At 42.0% G+C, this 23,947-nt stretch carries 25 protein-coding genes; 15 read left to right on the forward strand and 10 right to left on the reverse strand.

Translation table 11 applies throughout. The features are described 5' to 3' along the window. The first annotated feature begins 68 nt into the window (after window positions 1-68). The 5 genes from R2Q66_RS18600 (at window position 69) to R2Q66_RS18620 (ending at window position 3,665) form a co-directional block, all read left to right on the forward strand. The gene (locus R2Q66_RS18600; RefSeq protein WP_316751826.1) at window positions 69-1,565 is read left to right on the forward strand and encodes a sensor histidine kinase; all 1,497 of its coding nucleotides are present in this window, start codon (window positions 69-71) and stop codon (window positions 1,563-1,565) included. Then, window positions 1,562-2,311, forward strand: a complete 750-nt coding sequence (locus R2Q66_RS18605; protein ID WP_316751829.1) for a response regulator transcription factor — start codon at window positions 1,562-1,564, stop codon at window positions 2,309-2,311. Before R2Q66_RS18600 ends, R2Q66_RS18605 begins: the two co-directional genes overlap by 4 nt. Before the next feature lie 19 nt (window positions 2,312-2,330). After that, complete coding sequence (locus R2Q66_RS18610; protein WP_316751831.1) at window positions 2,331-2,924, forward strand: hypothetical protein; 594 nt, start codon at window positions 2,331-2,333, stop codon at window positions 2,922-2,924. 113 nt (window positions 2,925-3,037) lie between these two features. Beyond that, a complete protein-coding gene (locus R2Q66_RS18615) occupies window positions 3,038-3,310 on the forward strand; it encodes a 4a-hydroxytetrahydrobiopterin dehydratase (protein ID WP_316751833.1) in 273 nt (90 codons plus the stop codon). Window positions 3,311-3,356: 46 nt separating this feature from the next. Continuing rightward, a complete protein-coding gene (locus tag R2Q66_RS18620; protein WP_316751835.1) occupies window positions 3,357-3,665 on the forward strand; it encodes a hypothetical protein in 309 nt (102 codons plus the stop codon). Window positions 3,666-3,726: 61 nt separating this feature from the next. On the opposite strand, the gene R2Q66_RS18625 is transcribed toward R2Q66_RS18620, so the two are convergent. Continuing rightward, complete coding sequence (locus R2Q66_RS18625; RefSeq protein WP_316751836.1) at window positions 3,727-4,605, reverse strand: universal stress protein; 879 nt, start codon at window positions 4,603-4,605, stop codon at window positions 3,727-3,729. A gap of 93 nt (window positions 4,606-4,698) precedes the next feature. Next, window positions 4,699-6,282 carry a BCCT family transporter gene (locus R2Q66_RS18630; RefSeq protein ID WP_316751839.1) on the reverse strand — a complete coding sequence of 528 codons (1,584 nt, stop codon included), beginning with the start codon at window positions 6,280-6,282 and terminating at the stop codon, window positions 4,699-4,701. A 164-nt stretch (window positions 6,283-6,446) separates the two neighbouring features. Between R2Q66_RS18630 and R2Q66_RS18635 the strand changes: the two genes are divergently transcribed. From R2Q66_RS18635 to R2Q66_RS18645, 3 genes are all read left to right on the forward strand, one after another. Continuing rightward, the gene (locus R2Q66_RS18635) at window positions 6,447-6,941 is read left to right on the forward strand and encodes a DinB family protein (protein WP_316751841.1); all 495 of its coding nucleotides are present in this window, start codon (window positions 6,447-6,449) and stop codon (window positions 6,939-6,941) included. A 124-nt stretch (window positions 6,942-7,065) separates the two neighbouring features. Further along, complete coding sequence (locus R2Q66_RS18640; RefSeq protein WP_316751843.1) at window positions 7,066-7,752, forward strand: GNAT family N-acetyltransferase; 687 nt, start codon at window positions 7,066-7,068, stop codon at window positions 7,750-7,752. 168 nt (window positions 7,753-7,920) lie between these two features. Next, window positions 7,921-9,258 (forward strand): alpha-L-fucosidase, encoded by a 1,338-nt coding sequence (locus R2Q66_RS18645; RefSeq protein ID WP_316751845.1) that lies wholly within the window; start codon window positions 7,921-7,923, stop codon window positions 9,256-9,258. A 126-nt stretch (window positions 9,259-9,384) separates the two neighbouring features. Here R2Q66_RS18645 and R2Q66_RS18650 read toward each other — a convergent pair whose 3' ends face one another. Together R2Q66_RS18650 and R2Q66_RS18655 are read right to left on the reverse strand one after the other, a co-directional pair. After that, entirely contained in the window at window positions 9,385-9,576 is a 192-nt protein-coding gene (locus R2Q66_RS18650) for a cold shock domain-containing protein (protein ID WP_316751846.1), read from the reverse strand. 327 nt (window positions 9,577-9,903) lie between these two features. Continuing rightward, entirely contained in the window at window positions 9,904-10,344 is a 441-nt protein-coding gene (locus R2Q66_RS18655; RefSeq protein WP_316751848.1) for an SRPBCC family protein, read from the reverse strand. A 247-nt stretch (window positions 10,345-10,591) separates the two neighbouring features. Between R2Q66_RS18655 and R2Q66_RS18660 the strand changes: the two genes are divergently transcribed. Beyond that, window positions 10,592-11,422, forward strand: a complete 831-nt coding sequence (locus tag R2Q66_RS18660; protein WP_316751850.1) for a DUF1080 domain-containing protein — start codon at window positions 10,592-10,594, stop codon at window positions 11,420-11,422. 55 nt (window positions 11,423-11,477) lie between these two features. On the opposite strand, the gene R2Q66_RS18665 is transcribed toward R2Q66_RS18660, so the two are convergent. Further along, a complete protein-coding gene (locus tag R2Q66_RS18665; protein WP_316751853.1) occupies window positions 11,478-12,251 on the reverse strand; it encodes a glucose 1-dehydrogenase in 774 nt (257 codons plus the stop codon). A 107-nt stretch (window positions 12,252-12,358) separates the two neighbouring features. On the opposite strand from R2Q66_RS18665, the gene R2Q66_RS18670 reads away from it, so the two are divergent. Further along, on the forward strand, window positions 12,359-13,189 hold the full coding sequence (locus tag R2Q66_RS18670; protein WP_316751855.1) for a hypothetical protein: 831 nt from the start codon (window positions 12,359-12,361) through the stop codon (window positions 13,187-13,189). 16 nt (window positions 13,190-13,205) lie between these two features. Here R2Q66_RS18670 and R2Q66_RS18675 read toward each other — a convergent pair whose 3' ends face one another. The 4 genes from R2Q66_RS18675 to R2Q66_RS18690 all read right to left on the reverse strand — a co-directional run bounded on the left by R2Q66_RS18675 (window position 13,206) and on the right by R2Q66_RS18690 (window position 15,762). Next, window positions 13,206-14,180 carry a DUF6688 family protein gene (locus R2Q66_RS18675; protein WP_316751857.1) on the reverse strand — a complete coding sequence of 325 codons (975 nt, stop codon included), beginning with the start codon at window positions 14,178-14,180 and terminating at the stop codon, window positions 13,206-13,208. A 4-nt stretch (window positions 14,181-14,184) separates the two neighbouring features. Next, on the reverse strand, window positions 14,185-14,682 hold the full coding sequence (locus R2Q66_RS18680; protein ID WP_316751859.1) for a WG repeat-containing protein: 498 nt from the start codon (window positions 14,680-14,682) through the stop codon (window positions 14,185-14,187). Between the two features lie 11 nt (window positions 14,683-14,693). Continuing rightward, window positions 14,694-15,194 carry a hypothetical protein gene (locus R2Q66_RS18685; RefSeq protein WP_316751861.1) on the reverse strand — a complete coding sequence of 167 codons (501 nt, stop codon included), beginning with the start codon at window positions 15,192-15,194 and terminating at the stop codon, window positions 14,694-14,696. Between the two features lie 91 nt (window positions 15,195-15,285). After that, window positions 15,286-15,762 carry a hypothetical protein gene (locus tag R2Q66_RS18690; RefSeq protein WP_316751863.1) on the reverse strand — a complete coding sequence of 159 codons (477 nt, stop codon included), beginning with the start codon at window positions 15,760-15,762 and terminating at the stop codon, window positions 15,286-15,288. 127 nt (window positions 15,763-15,889) lie between these two features. On the opposite strand from R2Q66_RS18690, the gene R2Q66_RS18695 reads away from it, so the two are divergent. After that, window positions 15,890-17,629 (forward strand): hypothetical protein, encoded by a 1,740-nt coding sequence (locus R2Q66_RS18695; protein ID WP_316751864.1) that lies wholly within the window; start codon window positions 15,890-15,892, stop codon window positions 17,627-17,629. On the opposite strand, the gene punC is transcribed toward R2Q66_RS18695, so the two are convergent. After that, the gene (gene punC, locus R2Q66_RS18700; RefSeq protein WP_316751867.1) at window positions 17,626-18,825 is read right to left on the reverse strand and encodes a purine nucleoside transporter PunC; all 1,200 of its coding nucleotides are present in this window, start codon (window positions 18,823-18,825) and stop codon (window positions 17,626-17,628) included. The two genes, R2Q66_RS18695 and punC, sit on opposite strands and share 4 nt — an antisense overlap. 163 nt (window positions 18,826-18,988) lie before the next feature. Between punC and R2Q66_RS18705 the strand changes: the two genes are divergently transcribed. The 4 genes from R2Q66_RS18705 to R2Q66_RS18720 all read left to right on the forward strand — a co-directional run bounded on the left by R2Q66_RS18705 (window position 18,989) and on the right by R2Q66_RS18720 (window position 23,778). Next, window positions 18,989-19,906 carry a retropepsin-like aspartic protease gene (locus R2Q66_RS18705; RefSeq protein WP_316751869.1) on the forward strand — a complete coding sequence of 306 codons (918 nt, stop codon included), beginning with the start codon at window positions 18,989-18,991 and terminating at the stop codon, window positions 19,904-19,906. A gap of 50 nt (window positions 19,907-19,956) precedes the next feature. Then, window positions 19,957-21,774, forward strand: a complete 1,818-nt coding sequence (locus R2Q66_RS18710) for a serine hydrolase (RefSeq protein ID WP_316751871.1) — start codon at window positions 19,957-19,959, stop codon at window positions 21,772-21,774. A 132-nt stretch (window positions 21,775-21,906) separates the two neighbouring features. Next, on the forward strand, window positions 21,907-22,506 hold the full coding sequence (locus R2Q66_RS18715) for an RNA polymerase sigma-70 factor (RefSeq protein WP_316751873.1): 600 nt from the start codon (window positions 21,907-21,909) through the stop codon (window positions 22,504-22,506). A gap of 93 nt (window positions 22,507-22,599) precedes the next feature. Continuing rightward, entirely contained in the window at window positions 22,600-23,778 is a 1,179-nt protein-coding gene (locus R2Q66_RS18720) for a FecR family protein (protein WP_316751874.1), read from the forward strand. Window positions 23,779-23,947 lie beyond the last annotated feature (169 nt).

Genomic DNA, 23,947 nt, shown 5'->3' on the forward strand with positions numbered 1-23,947 from the left:
AATTAGCCCGATCCGTATCCTTGTGTCAGATCCTGAGCTACAAGAAACCTATCAGGGATCCTGAAACTATGAAAAATAAAGTTCTCTACCACGAAATTCTCTTTTTCGTCCTGCTGGCTGCGATGTCGATCATCAAAGTATTCCTGTCTGCCGGGATTACAACGGGTATGTCCGCTGCTGTCTGGACTAACTTACTGCCGAGAACCGGCGTGATCCTGCTTTTCCTGATGGTGTATTTATGGATCAATTTATTCAGTATTCCCCGTTTTCTAAAGGTTAAAGAGCAGGGGTATCCGGCCTGGCTACTGCTGGTTTTTCAGTTTTTAGCCCTGGGGTTTCTGATGGCCTTCGGGGTAAATGTGGCTACTTATTACGCACATCCGGCAGACTATAGCTATAACGGATATGGACTTTTTTCGATGTTTGGATATAATGATCAGCCCTTAAAATCGATCTGGATGGGCTGGGAGCGGGGCTTATTGTTCCTCACCTTATATGGGATTTATGCTGCTTTAAGAGAATATCTCTGTTATAGAATTGAAAATTCAGGCTCGAAATCCAGGTATTATACTTTGATCGCGAATCAGGTTTCGGGACTTTTGTTCATCTATTTGATGATCCCTGGCTTCTTTGCTATTTTCAATCTGGTTGAGAATGACCGGTACTACCTGGTGTATTTTTTGGCAGCGAATACTGCACTGTTTATTTATGTGAGTAATATTTTCTGGTTGTTTCCCAGGTATTTAAAAGATGATAAGCTGAGTGTCGAGTTTGTCGTAAGATTGCTTGTCTCTACTTTCGTGTATGCTTTTCCTGTGGTGGTTTTCCTGACCTATAACAATATGTTCGGTGTCATCTGGTTGGAAAACTGGCTCTTTCAGATGCTGGTTACCGTCCCTTGTACCTGGCTGGTTTATCGAAGTCAGAAGGACGAGCTGTTGGAATGGAATAAGTCCGCCATGGAGTTGACACGTTCCAAAGCAGATCTACAGTTTTTACGGGCCCAGATTAATCCGCATTTCTTGTTTAACGCGCTAAATACTTTGTATGGGACCGCATTGATCGACGGTTCCAAAAGAACAGCAGATGGTATTCAGAAGTTGGGAGATATGATGCGCTTCATGCTGGAGGATAATCACCAGGACTTTATCCCGATGAAAGATGAGATTGCTTATCTCCGAAATTATATCGATTTACAAAAACTACGGATCCTGCCTTCTGATCAGATCAGGCTGGAAGCTAACCTCGATATTGCCCAATGTGATCATTTGATCGTTCCGATGTTGCTGATTCCTTTTGTGGAAAATGCTTTTAAACATGGGATAGATGGGGATGAAAAGTCATGGATCATCGTTGACTTGTCCTGTACAGCGGATAGTATTCATTTTAAAGTGCGAAACAGCGTGTCTAAGGCGGTTTTTGTAGATCCGGAAAGAAAGTCGTCCGGAATAGGTTTGAATAACGTAAGAGAAAGGCTGATGCTGTTTTACGAAGGAAAGCATCAATTGAAATGTGGTCGGGTAGACGATGAATTTATTGCGGAATTAACCATCCAATTGTTATGATCTCAAAGAAGAACTTAGTTTTAAAAGCCATTGCGATTGATGATGAGCCTATTGCGCTGGAAGTGATCCGGAGCCTTTCTTCGGAAGCGGCCTGTGTACAGCTTGCAGCGTGTTTTACACGCAGTAAAGAAGCATTGATGTACCTGCAACAGGAGCAGGTAGATCTGATTTTTCTGGACATTAAGATGCCGGGCTTATCGGGAATTGATTTCCTGAAGTCGCTCCCAAACCCGCCCATGGTGATTTTTACAACCGCCTATTCGGAACATGCAGTGCAAAGCTTTGAGCTGGATGCGATAGATTATCTTTTGAAACCATTCTCTTTTCCACGGTTTTTGAAAGCCTGTCATAAAGCTTTCGAACACCATCAGCTTCGCCATCAAAGTCAGTTAGGGCTAGCCTCAGATCCGCGGGAAAAAGCAGTTTCTTCTATTTTCATTAAAAGCGGATATGAGCTGATTAAGATCGAGCGCTCAGATTTATTATACGCAGAAAGTATAGGCAATTATGTGCAGTTTGTCTTGACCGGGGGAGTGGTTCGTTCCCGCTTAACTATGGTAGAGGCGGAGGACTTATTGTCCCTTCCCGGGTTCATTCGGGTACATCGTTCTTTCCTGGTTTGCAGTACAAGAATTGCTAAGCTGGATAAGCGAAATGTCTGGGTAGCGGGGAAGCCAATTCCTGTAGGTTCGATGTACAGACCAGCGCTCGAAAAAATCATTTTTGATGAAGCTAAAGACCAGTAATCTTCTTAAATAATCAGCTATGTATTTCAAATATTTACTGACCATTCTATGGTCAGCAGGGATTTTTGCGCCTGTATTTTCCCAGTATTCAGCTAAAGTTACGGTTCTTAGTGAATATATTAACTCACTGATTTTGAATGTCAATTTCGTTATAAGAAAACAAGGTTTGACCCAGAAATCAGGAAAGGTGCCTGCTGATGGTTACCTTGAGGTAAAGGGACTTTCTGCTGGTCGTTTTTCACTGTTGCTGACCAGTGTTGGGTATGCAGATTATAGCGCGGAATTCGACTTGAGTCCTGGGAATCCAGTGTTTGATTTCGGCAAAATTACCCTCCGGGAGCAAGCCCGTTTGTTGGAAGAAGTCCGGATTTTTGCAGCGGTCCGGGCCATCCGGATCAAGGGAGATACGACTGAATATCTTGCTCCGGAATTCCGTTTAAATCCGAATGATAAAGTAGAAAATCTGTTAAAACGCCTCCCTGGAATTTCAGTGGATAACGCCATATACGCCTCTTCAAGCGTAGATCTTTCTGTTCCGGGCTACCAGATCGATTTGGGTGGATACGACGAACTGGAGTCTCGTAGCGGCTATTACAGTGGACAAGGGAGATAAGTAGGTTCCGTTATGTATCAGTTTTTTCTTCCTTATCCTGAAAATGAAAAACTTTAGCCAGGTCCAGCTGTTTTTTTAGGGTATAGTTACAATGAAGTAGCTAATCAAGCGGTATGACCATGGAAAATGTAGTTCAGAAAGAATGGGAAGAGATTGATAAGAAACTTTATAAGATTTTAATCTTTAAAGATTTTCAGGAGGCATTTGCTTTTATGGTTCGGGTGGCCTTTCTGGCGGAGAAGAATAACCATCATCCGCGCTGGACCAATGATTGGAATAAAGTAGAAATCTGGCTGAGTACTCATGATGCCGGAGATATTATAACCGAAAAAGACAGACATCTGGCCAGGGAGATTAATGAGCTTTTTTTCATAGGCGCAGTTTGAAACTTAAGAATTCCCCGATTGTTATAGCCTTTTAAACCTTTTAAACATGGAAAAGATAATGGTTTATTTCGAAATGCCCGGGGTATCAGGGGAGCAGTACGATCAGGTTTGGAGAGATTTGATCGCAGCAGGTCATGCCTTTCCAAAAGGATTGTTGCACCACGCGGCAGCACCTACAACCAACGGATGGTTAGTGGTAGATGTCTGGGAATCTGAGGATCATTTTAAGGAATTTGGACGGATGCTCATGCCCATCCTGAGCAAGAATGGGATGTCGGGTAACGATCCCGTCATTTTACCGCTTCATCATATGTACAATGTGGCGGAAAAGCCTGAATATGAGTCGAAATTGTAATGATTGCAGGGTGTCCATCAAAGTTGGACACCTTTTTTATTGCCTGTAACTAGCTGGTTCATTACTCAATATTGTGTTTTACAAATAGCATACAGGCATTGCATTCGAGGTAAAGCACCTCATTTGCGACACTGCCCATAAAAAGCGTGGTGACTGAGGTAATCCCTTGAACGCCCATAATCAATAAGTCGGCCTTTTCCTTTTTCACATAGTGCATCAATGCGGAAGCGATGTTTTTATCTTCCGCCGGGACAACTTTTAAAGGGGTCGCATTGGGATAAAGCTTTGTCCACTTTTCCGATTTGATCTTCACATCTTCTTGTGTATTCTTCTTGATTTCTGCATTAGAAAGGCCGGGGAAGAACTTCCAGGACAGTTTGGAGATATTAACGGGCTGAAATGACAATTCCGGCAGTTGGTTGTGTTTTTTAATCAGGCTTCCCCATTGCATCACTGTAGGGGTGTATTTGGAGAAATCGACTGCTTCGATGATCAGTTTAGGTGCTGGGTTGTAGGTTTCCGGAACGAGTAAGGTTTCAAAAGGAAGCATCCGGATCAGCTTGTGAGCTAGTCCGCCATTGCCTTCCAGGTTTTGCTTATTGCCCAGTACCGCAAGGTTGATTTGTTTCTTTTTAGCGGTTTTAGTGAAAGACAATTCGGTAAAGTCTTCAAAGCTGACTTCAATATCGTAAGGCATTTCCTCACCGAGCAGGGCAGGGATAGTCCTATCCAGCTTCTTCTTGATGGTATTGGCGATGGTGTTCAGTTGCTCCGGACTTTTGAAGGATTCCGGTAACTCTGATTGCTTGATGTTATGAAAAAAGGTGACTTTGTTTAAGGGTAATAGTGTTGCCAGTAACCTCAGGTATTGAATCAGCGGCTGATCCATTTCAGAAAGATCAAGACCTGCAAGTACGTTTATTTTAGGGGTGGATGCCATAGCGTTGTTGTTGTTGTTGTTGTTGTTGTTGTTGTTGTTGTTGTTGTTGTTGTTGTTGTTGTTGTTGTTGTTGTTGTTCGTTTTTAAAAGGGATTACTTTTGCTCAGACATCAGGTCTGAAATGGTATCTCTGTAGCTTTTCTCTTGTTTAGAGCGCAACTTCTTTTTGTTCTTATTCAGCTCTTCCTGTAATCCTTTTTTCAGGCTGTAGCACATCAGTAAAATGATGACTGCAAATGGGAGTCCGGCAATGATCACGGCAGTTTGTAAAGCTTCCAGTCCGCCGCCCCAAAGTAATACGATGGCTACAATAGCTTGCAGGAATGCCCAGAAAACACGCTGTAATGGTGGGGTATAGGGCGCGTTACCTGAAGTAATATTGTCGATCACTAAAGACCCTGAATCCGAAGAAGTGATAAAGAAAAAGGCCACTAACAGTACCGCAAGTCCGGATAGGATTGGTGTAAAAGGGATCTTTTGAAGGAAGACAAACAGGGCGGTAGAGATGTCGCTATTGACAGCAGCAATTAAAGTATGGTCTCCTTCCAGGATAAAATGAAGGGCGGTACCACCAAATACGGTCATCCATAATAAGGTGATGATGGCAGGGACAATCAATACGCCAAGAATAAACTCTTTGATGGTTCTTCCTTTCGAGATCCTTGCGATAAAGCTACCCACAAAAGGCGACCATGCAATCCACCAGGCCCAGTAAAATACCGTCCAGGAGTTTTGCCAGCCCGATTGCCGGTAACTGTCGTTCCAGGTACTGATCTCGATGAAATCAGCAAGGTAAGATCCGGTGTTTTGAATGAAACTTTTGAGCAGGTAGATAGAGGGGCCAAAGGCAAATACGAGCAGCATGAGCGTGAAGGCCATGATCATGTTTCCCTGACTCAGGAGTTTAACACCTTTATCTAAACCGGAAACTACTGAAATGGTAGCTATGGAAGTCACAATGATGATGATAAAGGATTGTAGGGTGGTAGACATTCCCCAGCCAAACAGGAAGTTTAAACCGGCGTTCATTTGTTGTACACCTAGTCCGAGGGAAGTGGAAAGACCAAACAATGTGGCGATTACGGAAAGGATGTCTATCGAATGCCCCCACCAACCATGGATGCGTTCCCCTAAAAACGGATAGAATAGGGAACGAAAGGTGAGTGGAAGTTTCTTGTTGAAGGAGAAAAAGGCCAGTGCGAGTCCAACTACGGCATAGATCGCCCAGGCGTGTAATCCCCAGTGTAAGGCGGTAAATTCCATTGCTTGTATGGCTAGCTCCGGCTCTGAACCTGCCGGGCGTGGAGGCTGGGCGAAGTGAGAAACAGGTTCAGCAATGCTGAAAAACATAATCCCTATTCCCATCCCGGCGCTGAATAACATCGCAAACCAGGATAGATTACTAAATTCGGGCTCCGCATCTTCTCCGCCAAGACGGATTCTGCCGAACTTCCCAAAGGCCAGATACAGACAGAAACCCAAGATAAAGTTGACGGTCAGGATTAAGAACCAACCCAGATTTGCCGTGATTAACAGCTTGGTGTTGTTAAACCAGGCATCTAAGGATTGCTGAAAGAGCAGGCATAAAGCCAGACTTACAACAATCAGCAATATAGAAGTATAAAAGACTGGTTTATTGATGATGAATTTAAAATTCGACTGGTAGTTTTTAAGCATTATCGCTGGTTTATGAATGCATAACAGAATTTTGTGCATTAAGTTTCCGAATTGGCGCGATTCCCCCTTTATATTGACCTGTTACTCCCCTTTATTCTAAGAATTATCTGCTTAACTTTAATAGTAGATAACGATTATTATTTAAACCTTTAAATCATAATGCCATGGAGGTGACCAGTGTTAGCACCAGAGTACAGGGATTCGTGTCCTTGTTTGATATGCAGACTAGCTTTCTTGAGAAGGCCCTTACAGGGGTTTCAGAAGAAGATATGTACAACCGTTTAAATACGGAGGCAAACCACATGGCCTGGCTGACAGGCTCTTTGGTTGGACAGCGGTTTTGGATGACTGCCGAAACGAATCCCGGATTGAAACAGACAGGATATGAGCTGTTTGCAGATCATAAAGGGATTCAGGAAGGGGCAAAGTACCCTACAAAAGAAGAGTATTTAAAAGATTGGGAAATGATCAGCCCAATTGCCAGGGAGGCATTGATCAGTATCGATGATGAAAAACTTGATAGTGAAGTCGATATGGGTTTCATGAAAATGACTTATTATGAGATGATTAGTTTCACGATTTATCGGGAGGCGAGTATTATCGGTCAGCTGGCGCTATGGAGAAGGCTTCTGGGCTATCCGGGATTGAAGTACGATTAGGTATTTTCTTTTGATATTTAGATACCGTGATATCAGGCATAAGATAAACCCTTATCCTTGAATCACGGTATTTTTACTTTGATTTGCCGGGGGCTGAGGCTATATTTAGCCGTTTCAACATCCTATGATCACAACTGAAAATAAATTAGATAACCCTGTTTGGTTTTCATTAACAGAAAGCCATGAAAAATTCGCCATAAACTATGGTGATGTCAAATTCTATCAGCCCGACTATTGCCCCTTTGGCGGTTTTATCAGTCTTGATTCCACAGAAAAACACTTAAACGAGTATTCTGAGCTGGCCGCAAGCTTTTATGTGGTTGGCGAAAAGCCGGATTATAGTGCCTCATTAACCTTAAATAAAGAGCTGGTTTGTGAGCAAATGGTACTGGCTGCTCAGATTGAAATGGATCTGCCCAACAAGATCATCTCTTTAAAGGCGCAACATACAGCCGACTTACTTCGACTCATCAATCTGGTACAACCGGGCTATTTCAAGCAGAATACGCCTGAATTGGGTAATTATTACGGGATTTACAAAGAAAATGAGCTGGTAGCTGTTACCGGAGAGCGCATGAAAATGGACGACTATACCGAAGTTAGCGCGGTGGTGACCCATCCGGACCATACTGGTAAAGGCTATGCGAAGCAATTGGTTGCCCATACCAGCAATCAGATATTTTTGGCTGGTAAAACGCCCTACCTCCATGTTGCTGAAACCAATGTTGGCGCCATAAAACTCTATGAAAAGCTGGGGTTTGTGACCAGAAGGAAAATCAGCTTCTGGAACTTTACTAAAAAGGCTGTTTAAACGAGCTCAGGAATTAGCCTACAGCCAATTGTTGCGGAGGTTTGTTTTCTTTTTTATTCCGTTAAGCACTTGTGTTACAGAAAGCTAAAATCGTTTAATGATTAGGCATTATCACAGAATCCCGGATGCCCTATATTCCGTTATTTGTAATAACCAAATCACACAAGTATGAAAAAAAGCTATCTGCTTATTGCCGGATTGTTATTATCCTGTCCGGTATTTGCACAAAAAAATTATTTAGAAGAGTCAAAGTCTGCTAAAACCGAGCGGATGCAATGGTGGCATGACGATACTTTCGGAATGTTTATCCATTGGGGCTTATATGCGATTCCTGCCGGAACCTACAACGGAAAGGATGGAGGCGCAGAATGGATTATGGAAACCCATCATATTCCAACCGCAGAATACGAAAAATACGCCCCACAATTCAATCCGCAGAAGTTCGATGCGAAGAAATGGGTAAGTATTGCCAAAGACGCAGGGGCTAAGTATATTGTATTCACTTCGAAACACCATGATGGTTTTAGTATGTGGGACAGCAAGGTGACGGATTATGACATCATGGATGCTACGCCTTTTAAAAGAGATATCGTTAAGGAATTAGCCGATGCCTGTAAAGCTGCGGGTATCAAGTTCGGCCTGTACCATTCGATCATGGATTGGCATCATCCACAAGCCAACCCAAAACAAAAGCCAGCCGTAAAACCTGATTTCGCGAAGTATAGAGAAGAGTATTTAAAACCTCAGCTGACAGAATTGATTAAGAAATATAACCCGGATATTTTGTGGTTCGACGGAGAATGGATTTCTGAATGGACTGAAGATCAGGGGAAAGATCTTTATAACTATTTGCGTGGTCTTAATCCTTCTTTAGTGATCAATAACAGGATCAGTAAAGCCCGTGGCGGTATGGAAGGCATGAATAAGTATGAAAATGCAGCGGGTGATTTTGGTACGCCTGAGCAGGAGATTTTAAAGACAAATTCTCAGGAGTATTGGGAGAGTTGCATGACCATCAATAACAACTGGGGTTTTGTGAAGAACGACTTCAAATGGAAAACGGCAGAAGCCCTGATCAATAATCTGGTTGATGTGGCCGCCAAAGGAGGGAATTACCTATTAAATGTTGGACCAACTGCGGAAGGTGAAATTCCTGCACCTAGTGTAGAACGCCTGGGTGAAATGGGGGACTGGCTTAAAATTAATAAACAGGCCATTTATGCGACAAACAGTCTGCCGAATTATAAAGAAGGCGATAACCTGCGTTTTACGCAAAGTAAGGATGGTAAAACCACTTATGCAATCTTTAACAAGCAGCAGAACAATGAGATCTCTATCGCTTCCGTTCAGCCTAAAGCAGGATCAAAGATCTATTTACTAGGTGTTAGTAAGCCTTTAACCTGGAGTAAAAGTAATGGTGGGGTTGTGGTGAAATTGCCGGAAACCTTGCCTGGCAAATATGCATGGGTATTGAAAATACAAAGTACTTCGGCTAATTCGAAGTAAATCATTTCAGGCGGCAGGCGTTTTCATTCCTGAAATGCTGCCGCTTTTTTATTTTATCCCTTTCCGAAAAGGTTAGAAACAAAAAAAGCATCTCTTTTGGAGATGCTTTGATAAATCATCAATAAATTAGATGGCTTTAACATTTGTTGCATTCAGGCCTTTTTTGCCGTTTTCAACTTCATAGGTAACTCTGTCGTTTTCTCTAACAGGGCCTGCTAATCCAGTTACATGTACAAAGATTTCTGCTTCTCCGTTTTCTGGTACGATAAAGCCAAATCCTTTTGACTCATTAAAAAATTTTACTGTTCCTTCTGGCATTGTAGTTTATTTAATTATTAAAGATAAGTGTTATTGTTCCTACAAAGTAGTCACTCAACAGAAACTAATAACAAGTGTAAAATAAGGATTGTTTAAAAGAATTCTAAGTTTTTTTAATAAAATATTTCATAATCGCTTTTTTCCGCCTCAGATGGCCATTAGAGGCCGATGTTGTGGGAAACTTTTTAGTTCAATAGGAGCCGCTTTGCTGCTTCCAGCAGCTCATTCTTTCCATTTTTGATGCCCTTAAGGGGCGGATTTGGCAGATAATCGATTTTTTCAGGGTTTCTTCGGGTCTGTGAACTGCCCCGGGAACAGGATTCTGGCTTAAAGGATTTTATCCAGGGCATCCAGCATTTTTGTCCATGAGCTTTCTGCACTTCCAACAAAATGTTCCCAGTTTGCCGGCATTTTCTGTGTTAGGGTAAGCTCAGCACCTGTAGAAGTAGGCACAATATCTACCTCAATTTCGGAAGAGTCTTTAGAATCCTTACCCACTGCCCAGGTAAAGGTTAGACGAAGGGGGCGGTTGATCTCTAAATATTCACCAACATGATCGATTTCTTCCTCATTTCTAAGAACGACAAAGGAAAAAGCGCCACCTACCTTAGGATCTGATGTAAGGCTTAGGATCTTTTCCTCCCTAACTTCGGGACCAAACATAAATCTTCCGATCATGGCGGTATTCAGCCAGGCATCAAAAACATCTTCAGCGGTTACAGAAAAATGGCGGGTTACAGTGGCATGAGCAGAGAGTTTTTCATTCATGATTTCTAAGTTTAGGTAATTTCTTGTGAGCTGTTGTTTTCAATATAACTTATTAAAGCTCAGTAATGTTTTTGAATAACACAAATTTTTCGGCCATATAACTACTACTGTTTGCATCCATATCGTATTTTTATCTAAAGGTTGTTTGTTCTTGTAATCAGGGTTAATTCTTTAGCTTATAAGCAGGATAATAATTGCCGGATCTGATTTAAATCCCTATTTTTAAAGTCGAACCATTAATTAAATTATGAAACTAAAAATCAGCTTATCACTTTTTGTATCCCTGACCTTCCTGTTTGTCAACCAGGTTTCCGCCCAAAAAGGCTGGATTGATCTTTTTAACGGAAAAGATCTGAAAGACTGGAACATTAAAATTGCAAAACATGAGTATAACGACAATTATGCCAATACTTTTCGCGTAGAAGGTGGCCTGATTAAGGTGAACTACGACGGATATGAGAATTTTGACCAACAGTATGGCCATATCTTTTACAAGAAACCTTTCTCTTATTACCTCTTAAAGGTGACTTATCGCTTTGTTGGCGATCAGGCCAAAGGTGGAGAGGGATGGGCTACCCGAAATAGTGGCGCCATGTTGCATGGACAGGCACCGGAAACGATGTTGAAGAACCAGGATTTCCCGATTTCTATAGAAGCACAGATCCTTGGAGGCGATGGTGAACATGTTCGTCCAACCAGTAATCTATGTACGCCAGGTACGCAGGTGGTGTATGATGGTAAATTGTTTACCCCACATTGTTTAGATTCTAAGTCCAAAACCTATGCAGGCGACCAATGGGTTACGGCAGAGTTTTTAGTGCTTGGTGATTCTGTGATCAAACACATCATTGATAAAGAAGTCGTGCTGGAATATTCTAAACCTCAAATCGGTGGAGGCAATGTCTCTAACTATGATCCGAAAATGAAGCAGGATGGCAAAGCCTTAACTGGTGGCTATATCTCGCTACAGAGCGAAAGTCACCCGATAGAATTTAAAGAAGTAAAGCTGTTTAATTTAGAGCGTTACGCAAAGGATAAAGAGAAGCTGGATAAAGTACTTGAAAAATTGTTAAAATAACAGGTCAGGTGTCCTTTATAGCTTATTATAAGTGGTAAAGGACACCTGTTTTGCTTTAATCCAGGGTTTGAACTCCACCACCGTTCACAAACAGTATTTGTCCGCTTACCCATTCCGAAACCGGTGCTGCGAAATATAATACCGCCCCTGAAATGTCTGAGGGCTCACCCAATCGTTTTATTGGCGTATGTGCCAGCATCTTTTCCTCTATTTCCGGCGTTAGTACAGAAGCTAAAGCTGCCGTTTTTGTAGCGCCCGGGCCAACGGCATTGATGCGGACTTCCGGTCCGAAATCCATAGCCAGATTGCTCGTCATGTGGTTTAAAGCGGCTTTAGAAGATGCATAAGCACTCATATTCGGACTTTTATTGACACTACTCATGGAGGTGATATTAATGATACTTCCATAACCATCTTTTTTCATTAGGGGTACACACAGTTGTGCTAATCTCCATGCACTGAAAACGTTAAGTTTGAAAACCTTCGCAAAGTCGTCTACGGTAATGTTAAATGGGTTTTCACGACCACCACCGCCACCTCCGGCATTATTAACCAGAATGTGAACGCCACCTAATTCCCGGTTGGTTCTTTCCACCAGGTTGATCAGATCCTCATCGTTAAGTACATTACATTCCACTGCGATGGCTTTACCGCCTTTACTGACGATTTCTGCCGCCACTGCTTCTGCATCTTTCAGTTTTAAATCGGCTATCGCAATTGCTGCTCCCGCTCCGGCAAGGGTTTCACAACAGGCCTTCCCAATTCCATTACCACCACCGGTTACAATGGCCACTTTCCCTTTCAGGTCAAAAAGTTCGTTAATAAGCATATTTGTATGTTAATTTAAATGGCTACTTTCAGGTTTTAATCCCTGATTTAAACACAAGGGGAACAAAATCAGCCCGTAAATGTTTCAACAAACCATGTTATCCATCCATGATTAAATTACGTTTCTTATTACCACTCTGTTCCATTGCTTTACTTTCTTCCTGTATTTCCCGGCTAGCCAGACCAGCAATTTCTGGTGTGATTGTCGATTATGATAAAAATCCTGTTGCGGATTGCCGCGTTGGAGAAACGGTAACAGATAAAAACGGGAGCTTTTATTTAAAAGAACTGAGGTACAATAAGTTTCTGCTTTCAGAAATGATGATCATGGAAGCACCTCCACTTCATGTGGATGAGCCGATTGTTAAAGCAGGTTTTGTTAGTGATGCGATCATTTTACACAACCCACGTGGTGGCGGACAAGCAAAGGGGGCAAAATACCAGATCGACACTATTTTTCTAAAGAGAACCAACCAGCAGTTTGATCTTGCTGCTTTGCTGGTCAATAAGGATTGGAAATTAAGTTACACCAAAAATGCGGATACCATTTACATGTTGAGATCAGGTTTTGCCGAATGGTGTAAAACGGATAAATGCCGGAAGTTTTTTAATGATTATGAGGCGTTGACGGATAATTATTATCATTCCAATAGCAAAAACCTTAGCGCTGGCGTCATTAAACGGTTTATTGACCTGAAATTTGAGGGAGATCATTCTGGGAGACTACAGCTGGTAAAACACTATAAAAGTACTTTTGAAGGGCCAAATAAAGAAAGTGATACCTTAAATACCAGGTTTAAATGGGCCTTGGTTAATACAGATGTGATTCAGTTTAAGGTGCCTCAACAAACAGAAATTAGTTATAGTTATCAGGTCGCATCAATTGATTTGTATCAAATGATGCTGGTGAAACTACCAGGGGATTATAAGAAGAAATAATTGGAACCGGTTTGCTTTAGGAGCTATATTGTTTAGCAATCTTTTCTTCGGGCTTTTCGCTACCCAGATACAGGCATAGGAGGAAAAAGTACTCCAGTGGTTTCATCAAGCGGTAAACCAGATTTGATCCCTGCGGACTGGTAATCTTTTTTGACAATGGGTAACCATATTTATCGTAAAAGCCTCTGATGATCCGGTGTGCTGCGGGCCAGCTTTCTGCGATTAACTCTTCAAAAGCATTCGCAATGAGCAACTGCCTGTTTACCACAATCTCCCGTCCATGTCTTCTTCCCAGGCGAAGCGGTTTTACCACTTTCGGATCACCGCAAACAGCCACTGTACACAAGTAATGACCGGTATGGTCTAAAAATGGGGGATGTGTTTTGGTAGAGAAATTCCAGGTGGTGGTTTCTGTGAACACTTTACTGATCGAATTTGCATCTTGTCCGAATAAGGTTAATATGGCGACGACGATCACAAAAACCGGAACCAGTAAAATGATGACATAGTAGGGCTGATGTGCTGTATTCGCCATCTTTTGGTTGAGGTAGTTGAGGAATTTATTGTGGTAATCCTTATCTGATGCAAGAACGGCCTCTTCTGAAACTGATTTTGCAAATAGCGCTACGGCAGTGACGATGTAAACAATGGGTAAAAACCCCAATAGCCAGGCATCATAATGCTCCGTATTAGAAGTGATTTGGAGCCAGACCACAAAGCTGATCGGGATCCCGATGAAGACAAAAACCAGGGACAGAACATACATTAAAGGGGGTTGTGCGCGTCCCTTTTTCCAGAGTCTGATCAAACCAAAGAGCGCCAGTACGAAAAAAGTAAGCAGTGTAAGCAGGTGTTCGGAGGCGAAAGGTGAATAGCCACCTTCTACAATATCTATGGCAGTGTAATGGTCTGCACTATATAACAGGAATCCCAAAATAAACATCAGGAAGGAGAGGCCGAAGGCCGCAATAAAAAGGTGTTTGATTTTCATCTCTTTATTTTAGCGGCTCAATAAATTCACCTTTTCTATTGATCACACCTGTTTTACCTTCCTTTTGCACGGTAAACCGTCCATTTGCTTTAAAATGATCGATGTCGTCATAAATTATGGGCGCCACAATCTTCCCTTTGAAATCTATCAATCCGTATTTTTGACCTTGGCTAACCAGCGCAAGTTCTTTATCCACTACCGCCAGAAAATCATAAATGGTATCTACTACCATGACACCTCTATCACTCATCAATCCTCTTTTTGTGGAGGTGCCGACTGCCAGAAAGCCTACTTCATGCTCATCGAGTGTAATGTTTGTAAAGGGATATGCGGCAACGACTTCTGCTTTACTATTGAAAAACTCCATCTTTCCGGTTTTTCGGGACATATGGTACCCTACAATTTTATCGTCTTTTGGTTTTTGAGCATGGGCATGCAGCGCTGTTATTAAGAAACAGCAGCTGAGGGCGTATTTTAGGGCTATGGTATAATGGTTTTTCAAGGGGGATCTGGTTATTGTTTTCTACGGCCTCCGGAGTTTTGATTTGCCTCTGCAACCTTTGCGAGGTCAATTTCACTTTCTTCTCCGTCTGGCCCCAGGATCTTTAAGGTCAGGTGAATGCCGTCTTTTACTTTTTTGAAGTCGAAGTTATATTGATGTGGTTTAGGGACGCCATCATAGAAATCATTGGGTATAAAATGTCTGAGGACCGTATAGTATTGGTTATCGTAGGTCACAAAGAAATCATTCTCTCCGCAAATCGTATCAAAATGACTGCTGGATATCCCATTAAACACCACCTTGTTTAAACCTTCTTTGATCAGACGCTCGTCTGTAGAATCGACATTGCCGGAATGCATACCTAATTGAATTTTCACCTTCTCTGCGGATAAGGAAGGGTCAACAGTTACGTTAAGTTCATTATTGATTTGCTTGCTGCTGGAAAACCAGTAAAAAGCTAAGGCAAGTAGCGCAATGGAAAGTCCGGAGAGGAGGATTAATTTTTTATTCAAGTTCAATTAAATTAGGGCCTGGTTTAATGTCGATAATTTCAGGATCATGAATTGGAATCCTCGACAAAAACCAGGCCGAAGTATGGATTAATTACTCTTGTTGTAAGATGGTGCTGGTTTTTCCATCTTCAGATTTGGTGACGAACCATCGTTTCTGCGCATCTTTAGCCATCATGTATTTTTTATCGGTTGAGGCATATACATCAGTGCCTTTTGCATTCAGGATAACTGTCGGATTAAATTCAGCAGCAAATAATTCCACCTGTTTGTTATCCGGAGAGAACATGACGTATCCGGCAAGGGTGCTGTTGTTCAGGTCTTTCATTTTGGTTTTTAATTCAAAAGAGCGAATACATTCTTTCTTTAAGGCCGACCAGGTGTAACCTGCGGCGATTAAACAGCCATGTTCGTCTTTATCCCCGCCAATTGGTTTGGGTGTGATGTTGGTATCCACCACAGTCGTAGCTGTAGTATCCTTGTTTTGTGTACTGCTGCTCATTTTTGCAGAGTTGCAACTGAAGAAAGTCAGCGCAATCAGGGAAACTCCAATAGGGTAGCTTGTTTTCATGTCTTTTTTTTAAGGTTAGATTTCTAGTAAACACCAGTTCTGATCATTTGTTTTTTTACGCCTAACCGGTTTAAGGAGTTGGATTTATGTATCTTATGGGAGATGATTGTCCTTTATAAACGCGCTTATGAAATCCATCCTAAAGTTAACCTTTCTTTTTGCCTTCCTAACCAGCCAGTTTGTTGTCATCGCTGCCAGGGCTCAGGTTAAACAAGTTCGCATTGCGCGCGTCAATGAAATGGCAAACCTTCCTCAGCCCTTAATGATCATTGACTGGAAACAGATGGCGCTTCGTTTCGACAGTACGGTCTATGATTTTAAAGCCAAAGGGGAGTACTGGCCATTGGTTTGGATGGACAGTACGGCTAAAAATTTCCCTCAACCGGTTATGGGAATGTATACTGCTATTGGGGATGTGCGACAGGGCCCAAGCAACAATAAGGGAATGTTTCATGAGGCACTTGCCAATATGGGCGCTGTTTTAGGCGCTTCCCTGGTTGGTATTGATAAAAGCAATCAGCAGGGTGTAAACTATGTTTCGATGCTGAAAAACTACTTCAACAGGGATACGGGCTGGGACATTATGATGAACAATACGGCTCCGGAAGTGGCGCTGCTGGGCGGTGGATATGGCAGAGATTGGTGGTATGATGTGTATCCCAATGTACTCTTTTATGCCATTTATGAAAAGTATCCATCAGAACCTGATTTTGATCGCCTTGCCAAAAAGATTGCCGAAAAGTTCTTTAAAGCCGATTCTATCCTGAACGGTAATTACCACTATTCTTATTTTGATTATGGGGCGATGTTGCCTAAAACGAATACCATCTGTCTGCAACCTGATGCTGCTGCCGGACATGCCTATGTATTGTATGCAGCTTATAAAAAGTTCGGAGATCCGCGTTATTTACAAGGTGCCATCCGCGCGATGAAGGCTTTAAATGCAGCGGAAATCAACCCCACTTATGAATTACTGATGCCTTTTGGAGCCTACCTGGCCGCAAGAATGAATGCGGAGGAAGGGACAAATTTTGATGTTCCAAAAATGCTGGACTGGACTTTTTCCGGTACTGCGGTTTGTAGGGAAGGCTGGGGCTTTCTGGCCGGAAACTGGAATGGTATAGACATTTCCGGTACGGTGGGAAGTACGGTAGACCATGGGGGCTACAGTTTTCTAATGAACACCTTTGATGCGGCCTGGCCGCTGGTCCCCCTGGTGAAATATCAGCCTGCTTACGCTACAGCCATCGGGAAATGGATGTTGAATGCGGTAAATGCGTCGAGGTTCTTTTATCCCCGATATATGCCGGCGGCTCATCAGACTTTGCCTGATCTGGCGGAGGTGACTAAAGGGGTGATCGCTTATGAAGGTTTGGCTAAAGCATCCACATTTGAGGATCGGTATCTGGATTTAAAAGCGCCTGTTGCGCAAGGGGACGGGCCAAAATGGGTGCCTGGTAAAAATCCTGAAGTCTCCCAGTTCAGTGTTTATGGGAGTGGGCATGTGGGGATTTTTGGGAGTATGGTCAGGAAAACCATTGTGGAAGGGATCTTACAGCTGGACCTCAATGTGACTGATTTTTATGCAGCTCCAGGCTTTCCTTCCTGGTTGTTTTACAATCCTTATCCGGTAGCTAAAACCCTCCGCTTTAAACCGCTTGCTAAAGTGGATATTTATAACCTGGTGACGCAGCAGTTTATCGCCAGAAATGTCAGCAAAGCGATTCAATTTACGATTCCAGCCTTGTCTTCAGCGGTTCTGCTGGAGGTTCCTTCGGGCCAAAAAAACAGGGTAAAAAACAACCAGCTACAAGTAGCTGGTCGCGTGATTGATTATCATTATAGCCGGAAAGCGAAGGATGATTAGTTCAGTGCTTTATTTAGCGTCAGTTTATAGCCTATGTAAACGAATGGGATGGTACAAGTCATCACAATAGTGGTGGTTAATAAGGCATCTTTTGAAAACAAGGAAACGACTCCACTCGCTATAAAACAGATCCCCAACTGAATGGTGTTCTGCATAGCCGCAGCTTTTCCTACATTATGCGAGGCTGATTTCATAGCTTCTGACACAACAATCGGGTATGTTGCACCATTGGCTAAAGCCATTAAACAAAATGGGATCATTAATATGGTTAAGTTAGGCGTGATGGTGATGGTAATTAAATAAAGGGCTAAACAGGCTGCCGAATAGAGAATCATTAAGTATGGGAGTAACTTTTTCCCTTCTATTCTACTGACCAGGCTTCTATAACCATAACCACCGATTAAAAACGCAATGGTTTGGGGGAAGAAACTTAATCCAATCTGACTTTCATTGTAGCCCATCTCTTTTAAGAAGAATGGCGAGCCGGTGAGCCAGGCGAAAAATGCGGCGGAGCAAAGGGCATAAAGCAATACATTCCCTAAATATCTTTTGGATTTTAAGAGTGATAAATAAGATTTGTCGGCTGTGGATTCCTCCGCTTTAGCGGTTTGTACTGTTTTCTCTTCTTTAATGGTCAAGGTGTAAATGATGAGCAGAACTGCAATTAAAGCGAGTGCTACAAATATTGATCTCCAGCCAAAATAGTTGAGTAAGAATGCGCCCATTAGGGGTGCTAATGCTGGTGACAATGCCACCAAAGGCATAATCGAGGCAAATATCTTATTGGTTTCCTCTTTGGGATATCTTTCGATTACCAGGGCTTGCCAGCTTACGGCAGCTGCACAGACGCCTATCGCCTGTATCAATCTCAACAGTAATAAGAGGCTGACATCGTGTGTGAAATAAATACCTAATGAGGCTAAAGTGAAGATGCTTAAGCCCATCAACACGGTTTTTGGTTTGCCAAATTTATCGGAGATCGGCCCCCATAGCAATTGGGCAATGCCATAACCGGCTAAAAATAAACTTAAGGTAGCACTGATGCTGCTTTTGGAGGCGCCAAGGTCTACGCGCATTTTATCGAATGCGGGTAAATACATGTCTGTGGCTAAAAAACCTATAATACTAAGACCTACTAAGTAAAGAAAGAACAGGAAACTATTTTTTTTAGGATGTGATGTAATCTCATTTTTCATGATTACACAAAGGTAAACTAAAGATCAGGGATCTGAAGGCCATTTTAATGTAAACTGTTCCATCTTTTATTGGAGATGGAATGCAAGATTTTGCCTGGATTAGCAGGTTTTTGTGTAATATGCAGACTTTTAATTAACCCTAAACAATAATAAATAGATTTTCATGAAAAATAATACCAGAATAATTCGTCCGGACTTTCTTTTAACAGTGCTATTCTTCAGCTTCGTGATGAGTTTTGTTCAGATGCAGGTTGCCTTTAGTCAGGTTAAAATCAATAGCCCTGTAACCCTGCCTATGAAAGTGTCTGATGGTGGACATCTGATGATTAAAGCCACCATTAATGGTGTGGAGGGTAATTTTATATTCGATACCGCTGCCGGACTCAACCTGATGACGAAGAAATTTGCAGATAAAGTAGCTGGATTGAATAAATTGGATGGTACTTATACCGCACATAGAGCTACGGGCGAGGCGATAACAGCAGAGTTGTGGAAGGCAAATTCGATCAACATCGGTGGCCTTAATTATACCGATCAGCTGGTTTCCATCATAGATTTGGATTTCCCTTTCGACGGATTGATTTCCTTATTGCCATTTAGAAATACGCCCATCACGATTAACTATAAAACGAAATCTCTTGTGATTGAATCGGCCAAATCTTTAAAGGCTCTGGCTAAAACCGGCCAGTCGGTACCCTTGCAGCTTGCTGATGACCGGGAAAAAGCTTTAGATGTTTTCGCTGAGGTAAAGGTAAATGACAAGTTAACCTTACAGGTTTCTTTTGATAGTGGTGCCGGTGCTAAGGTATATCGGTTCAATTCTAAATTGATGAAGCCGCTGGGCATAGATACCACTAAGGCAGAGGTCAAATATAATAAGAGCGAGTTTAATCCTGAAAAGCGCAGTAAGTATTATACGACAACGCTTAGTAAAGTATCAATTCCAGGTACGGATGTGATGATGAAAGATACTAAGGCTTACTTTCTGGAAGGATTGATTTATGATGGGATCATGAGTATGGACTGGTTAGGTGAGGTGCTTACTATTGATATTCCAAACAGACGATTGCTAATCAATTAATTAGAACTTGTAACTATTGAAACTATTTGACGTCTTTTAAGAAAAAGCACATGATGAAATTTCCATGGTTAACCCTTGTATTCCTGATTGCTTCTTTAAGTACTCAGCAGCTGTTTGCGCAAACAGCCCCTTCAACTCAAGCGCTGATCAAAAAGGTAGAGTCAGGATTGATCCCCGTCATTCGTTTTGAGGGGGATTCTGCCTGGACCATGGAATCGAGAATGAAACATTACGATGTTCCGGGCTTGACTATCGCGGTGATCAGGGATTCAAAGATTGCTTATGTTAAAAGTTACGGAATTACAGATAAAACAAGTAAACAACCGGTTACTGCTCAAACGCTTTTTCAGGCAGCTTCGATTAGTAAACCGGTCAGCGCTTATGCGGCACTAAAAATAGTGGAGCAAGGGAAAATCAACGCGGATGCGGATGTGAATACTTACCTGAAAAGCTGGAAGCTTCCGGATAATGAGTTTACAGCTGCAAAAAAGGTAAATCTGAAACACTTGTTGAGCCATAGCGGCGGAGTTACTGTAGGTGGTTTTGCAGGTTATGCTGTTGGTGATTCCGTTCCTACGCTGATTCAGGTGCTCAATGGTGCAAAGCCGGCAAACTCTCCGCAGATCAGGGTGGATAAAATCCCTGGTGGTTCTTTACGTTATGCAGGTGGTGGTTATTGCATCATGCAGCAGATGTTGATAGATATCGAAGGAAAACCTTATCCGCAGATCATGAAAGAATTGGTGCTGACACCACTAGGCATGACCAACAGTACTTATGATCAGCCTTTAACTGGCGGACAATTAAAACTAGCAGCGACAGGTTATTTACCCAATGGTACAGAAGTTCCTGGTAAAAGACATACTTATCCGGAAATGGCACCTGCCGGACTCTGGACGACCGCAACTGATCTTGCAAAATTCATCATTGATATACAGTCGACTTTAAATGGGAAAAGCCATAAGGTGCTATCTCAAAGCATGGCTAAACAGTTTGTGAGCCCCTTTGTAGAGCCTTTTGAAGGCCTGGGGATTTTCCTCGAAAAAAGAAATGAGACGCAATATTTTAACCACGGTGGCTGGAATGAAGGTTTCTCCAGTATGATCGTAGGAAATACAAATCATGGCGATGGGGTAGTGATCTTAACTAATGGAAATAAACCAGACCTGATTAATGAGGTGTTGCGCGCGGTTAGTACTAGTTTTAACTGGCCGGATTATGACTTTCCGGTTTATAAAAAGCTAGCCTTGAATGCCAGTGATTTTAATCAGGTTGTTGGCCGTTACCAGACAGATAAACATGGACTGAGCAAAGTGTATGAAGAAAAGGGAAGCCTTTTCCTTCAAAAAGATATGGATGCGCCTACAGAGCTATTTAAAGTTGCTCCGGATACGTATGTGATGAAAGGCTGGGAGCGGAAGCTGAAATTTTTGGTCAATCCAGCAGACCAGAAAACCTATCTGGTGTATTCCATGTTTAATGATCCGGTTCGATTTGAAAATCCAAAATTGACAAAGCAAGAAAAAACCTTGTATGAATTTATAAATGACGGACAATTGGCCGAAGGTTTAGCTGCGTTTAAAAAAGTAAAAGCGGAGGATCCAAGCCATTATATGATTTCTGAAAGTTATATCAATGGTCAGGGATATCAGTTCTTAAATGCCAAAGATTTCAAAAAAGCCATCGCGATTTTCAGGATAAACACTTTGCTGTATCCGGAAAGCGGGAATGCTTATGATAGTCTGGGCGAAGCTTATCTGGCCAATGGCGATAAACAACTGGCAAAGGAGAATTACAAAAAGGCCCTGGAATTGAATCCGGGAAATGAAAATGCCGCTAGAATAGTTAAATCATTAACAACTGAATAAAAATAATACCCGGGTTTGCTCCATAATTATCATAGGGGTAATTTTATGGAGCAAGCATCGGTTATGATAATATATTGCCAAATTATTTCTAATATTGATTTCCCGAACCACCACAAAAAGGAAAATTAAATAATGGCAGTCAGACCACTGGAAAATGAAATTTATATTCTTAAAAAAATAGCGGAAGGCGACGAGCGTTCCTTTGCTGAATTATTTCATTGGTATGCCAAACCCCTTGCTGAGTTTGTTTTTAAGCTCACAAATTCTATGGAGCTCACGGAGGAAATTATTCAGGATTCCTTTATCAAGATCTGGGTAAGGCGGGAAACGCTGACAGACATCAACAACTTTAGTGGTTACTTATATATTCTATGTAGAAATGAGGCTTTTTTAGTGCTTAAAAAAATGGCAGCTAAAAGCGTTGTTCATGCTGCATTTGAAAAAGACGCGCTGACTGAATTGGCGCTGGAGGAACTCGATAATCCCGCAGATGGCTACCGGAGATTGATAGAAATGGCCGTTGATAAATTACCTGAGCAGCAGCAAAAGGTTTATAAAATGAGCCGGTACGACCGCTTAAAGCATGACGAAATTGCTTCAGCGCTTCAATTATCCCCTGAAACAGTCAAAAAACATATCCAATTAGCGGTTCAGTTTATTCGTAAAGACGTAAATGGTAGGATTGATCTTAGTATCATTCTGGTGTTAACGAGTACCCTAATTATCCGCTAAAAAAAATATTTAAATCCATTACCCCCTTTTCCCTGAGTTATTACTCTTTAGTGTAGATGAGGCAGATTTCTGTTGGCCCCATCTGATATAATTATGCAAGAAGAAAGATTTTCCTATTTATTTAAGCAGTATTTCAGTAAGCAAGGCGGTCCAGCTGAAATTGAGGAGTTGTTGCGCCTCATTGATTCCGGGGATTATGATCAGCAATTGAAAACAATCATAGACCAGCATTACGAAGACTTTGAGCCCATCAAAAGTCCATTTTCTACTGAAAAGGAAAATAGCATATTGACTGCGGTATTGAATTCTTCTGCTCCGGCAATGGAATTGAAAACACCAGGTCGTAGCAGATTATGGACCAGCATTTCCATTGCAGCATCACTTTTAATGTGTCTGGGCATTGGTGTTTATTTCCAGCAGCGCAATACTTATCAAAATGATCAGGAACTGGCGGCAAGTTTGATTGTTCCGGGTTCTAATAAAGCGCGTTTGGTATTGGGTACAGGTGAAGTGATTCTACTGGATACCCTGAAAAACGGAAGCCAGAACTTTGAAGGGGGCGTACAGATTACCAAGACCAAAGACGGACAGTTGATTTATACCATTAAAGATTCCGGCAATAAAAATGCAAGCCTGATCAATACGATTGAGACGCCAAGGGGTGGTCAGTATCAGGTACGTCTTCCCGATGGCACGGAAGTCTGGCTAAATGCAGCTTCTAAGCTAAAGTATTCCAATGATTTTAAGGCTAAGAAAAGAGAAGTGACCCTAAGCGGGGAGGCTTACTTTGAAGTGGCACATCTTGCAAACCGGCCATTTCTGGTCCATACTTCCAACCAGGTGGTAGAGGTATTGGGCACTCATTTCAATGTGGATGCGTATCCGGACGAAGAAAATCAGGTCACCACTTTGCTGGAAGGCCAGGTGAAAACGAGTAGTAAAAAACAAAATGTCTTACTGAAACCCGGGGAACAAGCCATACTTGATTTACAGCATGACCGGTTGAAAAAAGCGGAGGCAGATCTGGAAAGCGTCATGGCCTGGAAAAATGGCGACTTTATCTTTAAAGATGAAAATCTGGCCAGTGTGATGAAAAAAGTGGAACGCTGGTATGATGTGGATGTGGTTTTTCAGGATGTTGATCCAAAGGCGATCAAGCTGGGAGGCTGGGTATCCCGTTCAAAGAATATTTCCGGCTTAATCAAAATTATTGAACCGATAACAGGCCTGAAGATTAGAATCGATGGAAGGAGGGTTACTGTGATGAAGTAATTCTACTTAACTGCAGGGAATTTTAATAATTCAGGAGTGCGCTAACACTCCTGAAAAGTATTGGATTATCCCTGATTAATATTCATGCGAACAAACAATTAAACCGATAACCCAAACTATTCAAATGTATGAAATTTAGTAGTAATTTCTCCTATAGGATGAAATCCTG

The organism is Pedobacter gandavensis, assembly GCF_032677645.1.
Taxonomy (GTDB): domain Bacteria; phylum Bacteroidota; class Bacteroidia; order Sphingobacteriales; family Sphingobacteriaceae; genus Pedobacter; species Pedobacter gandavensis_A.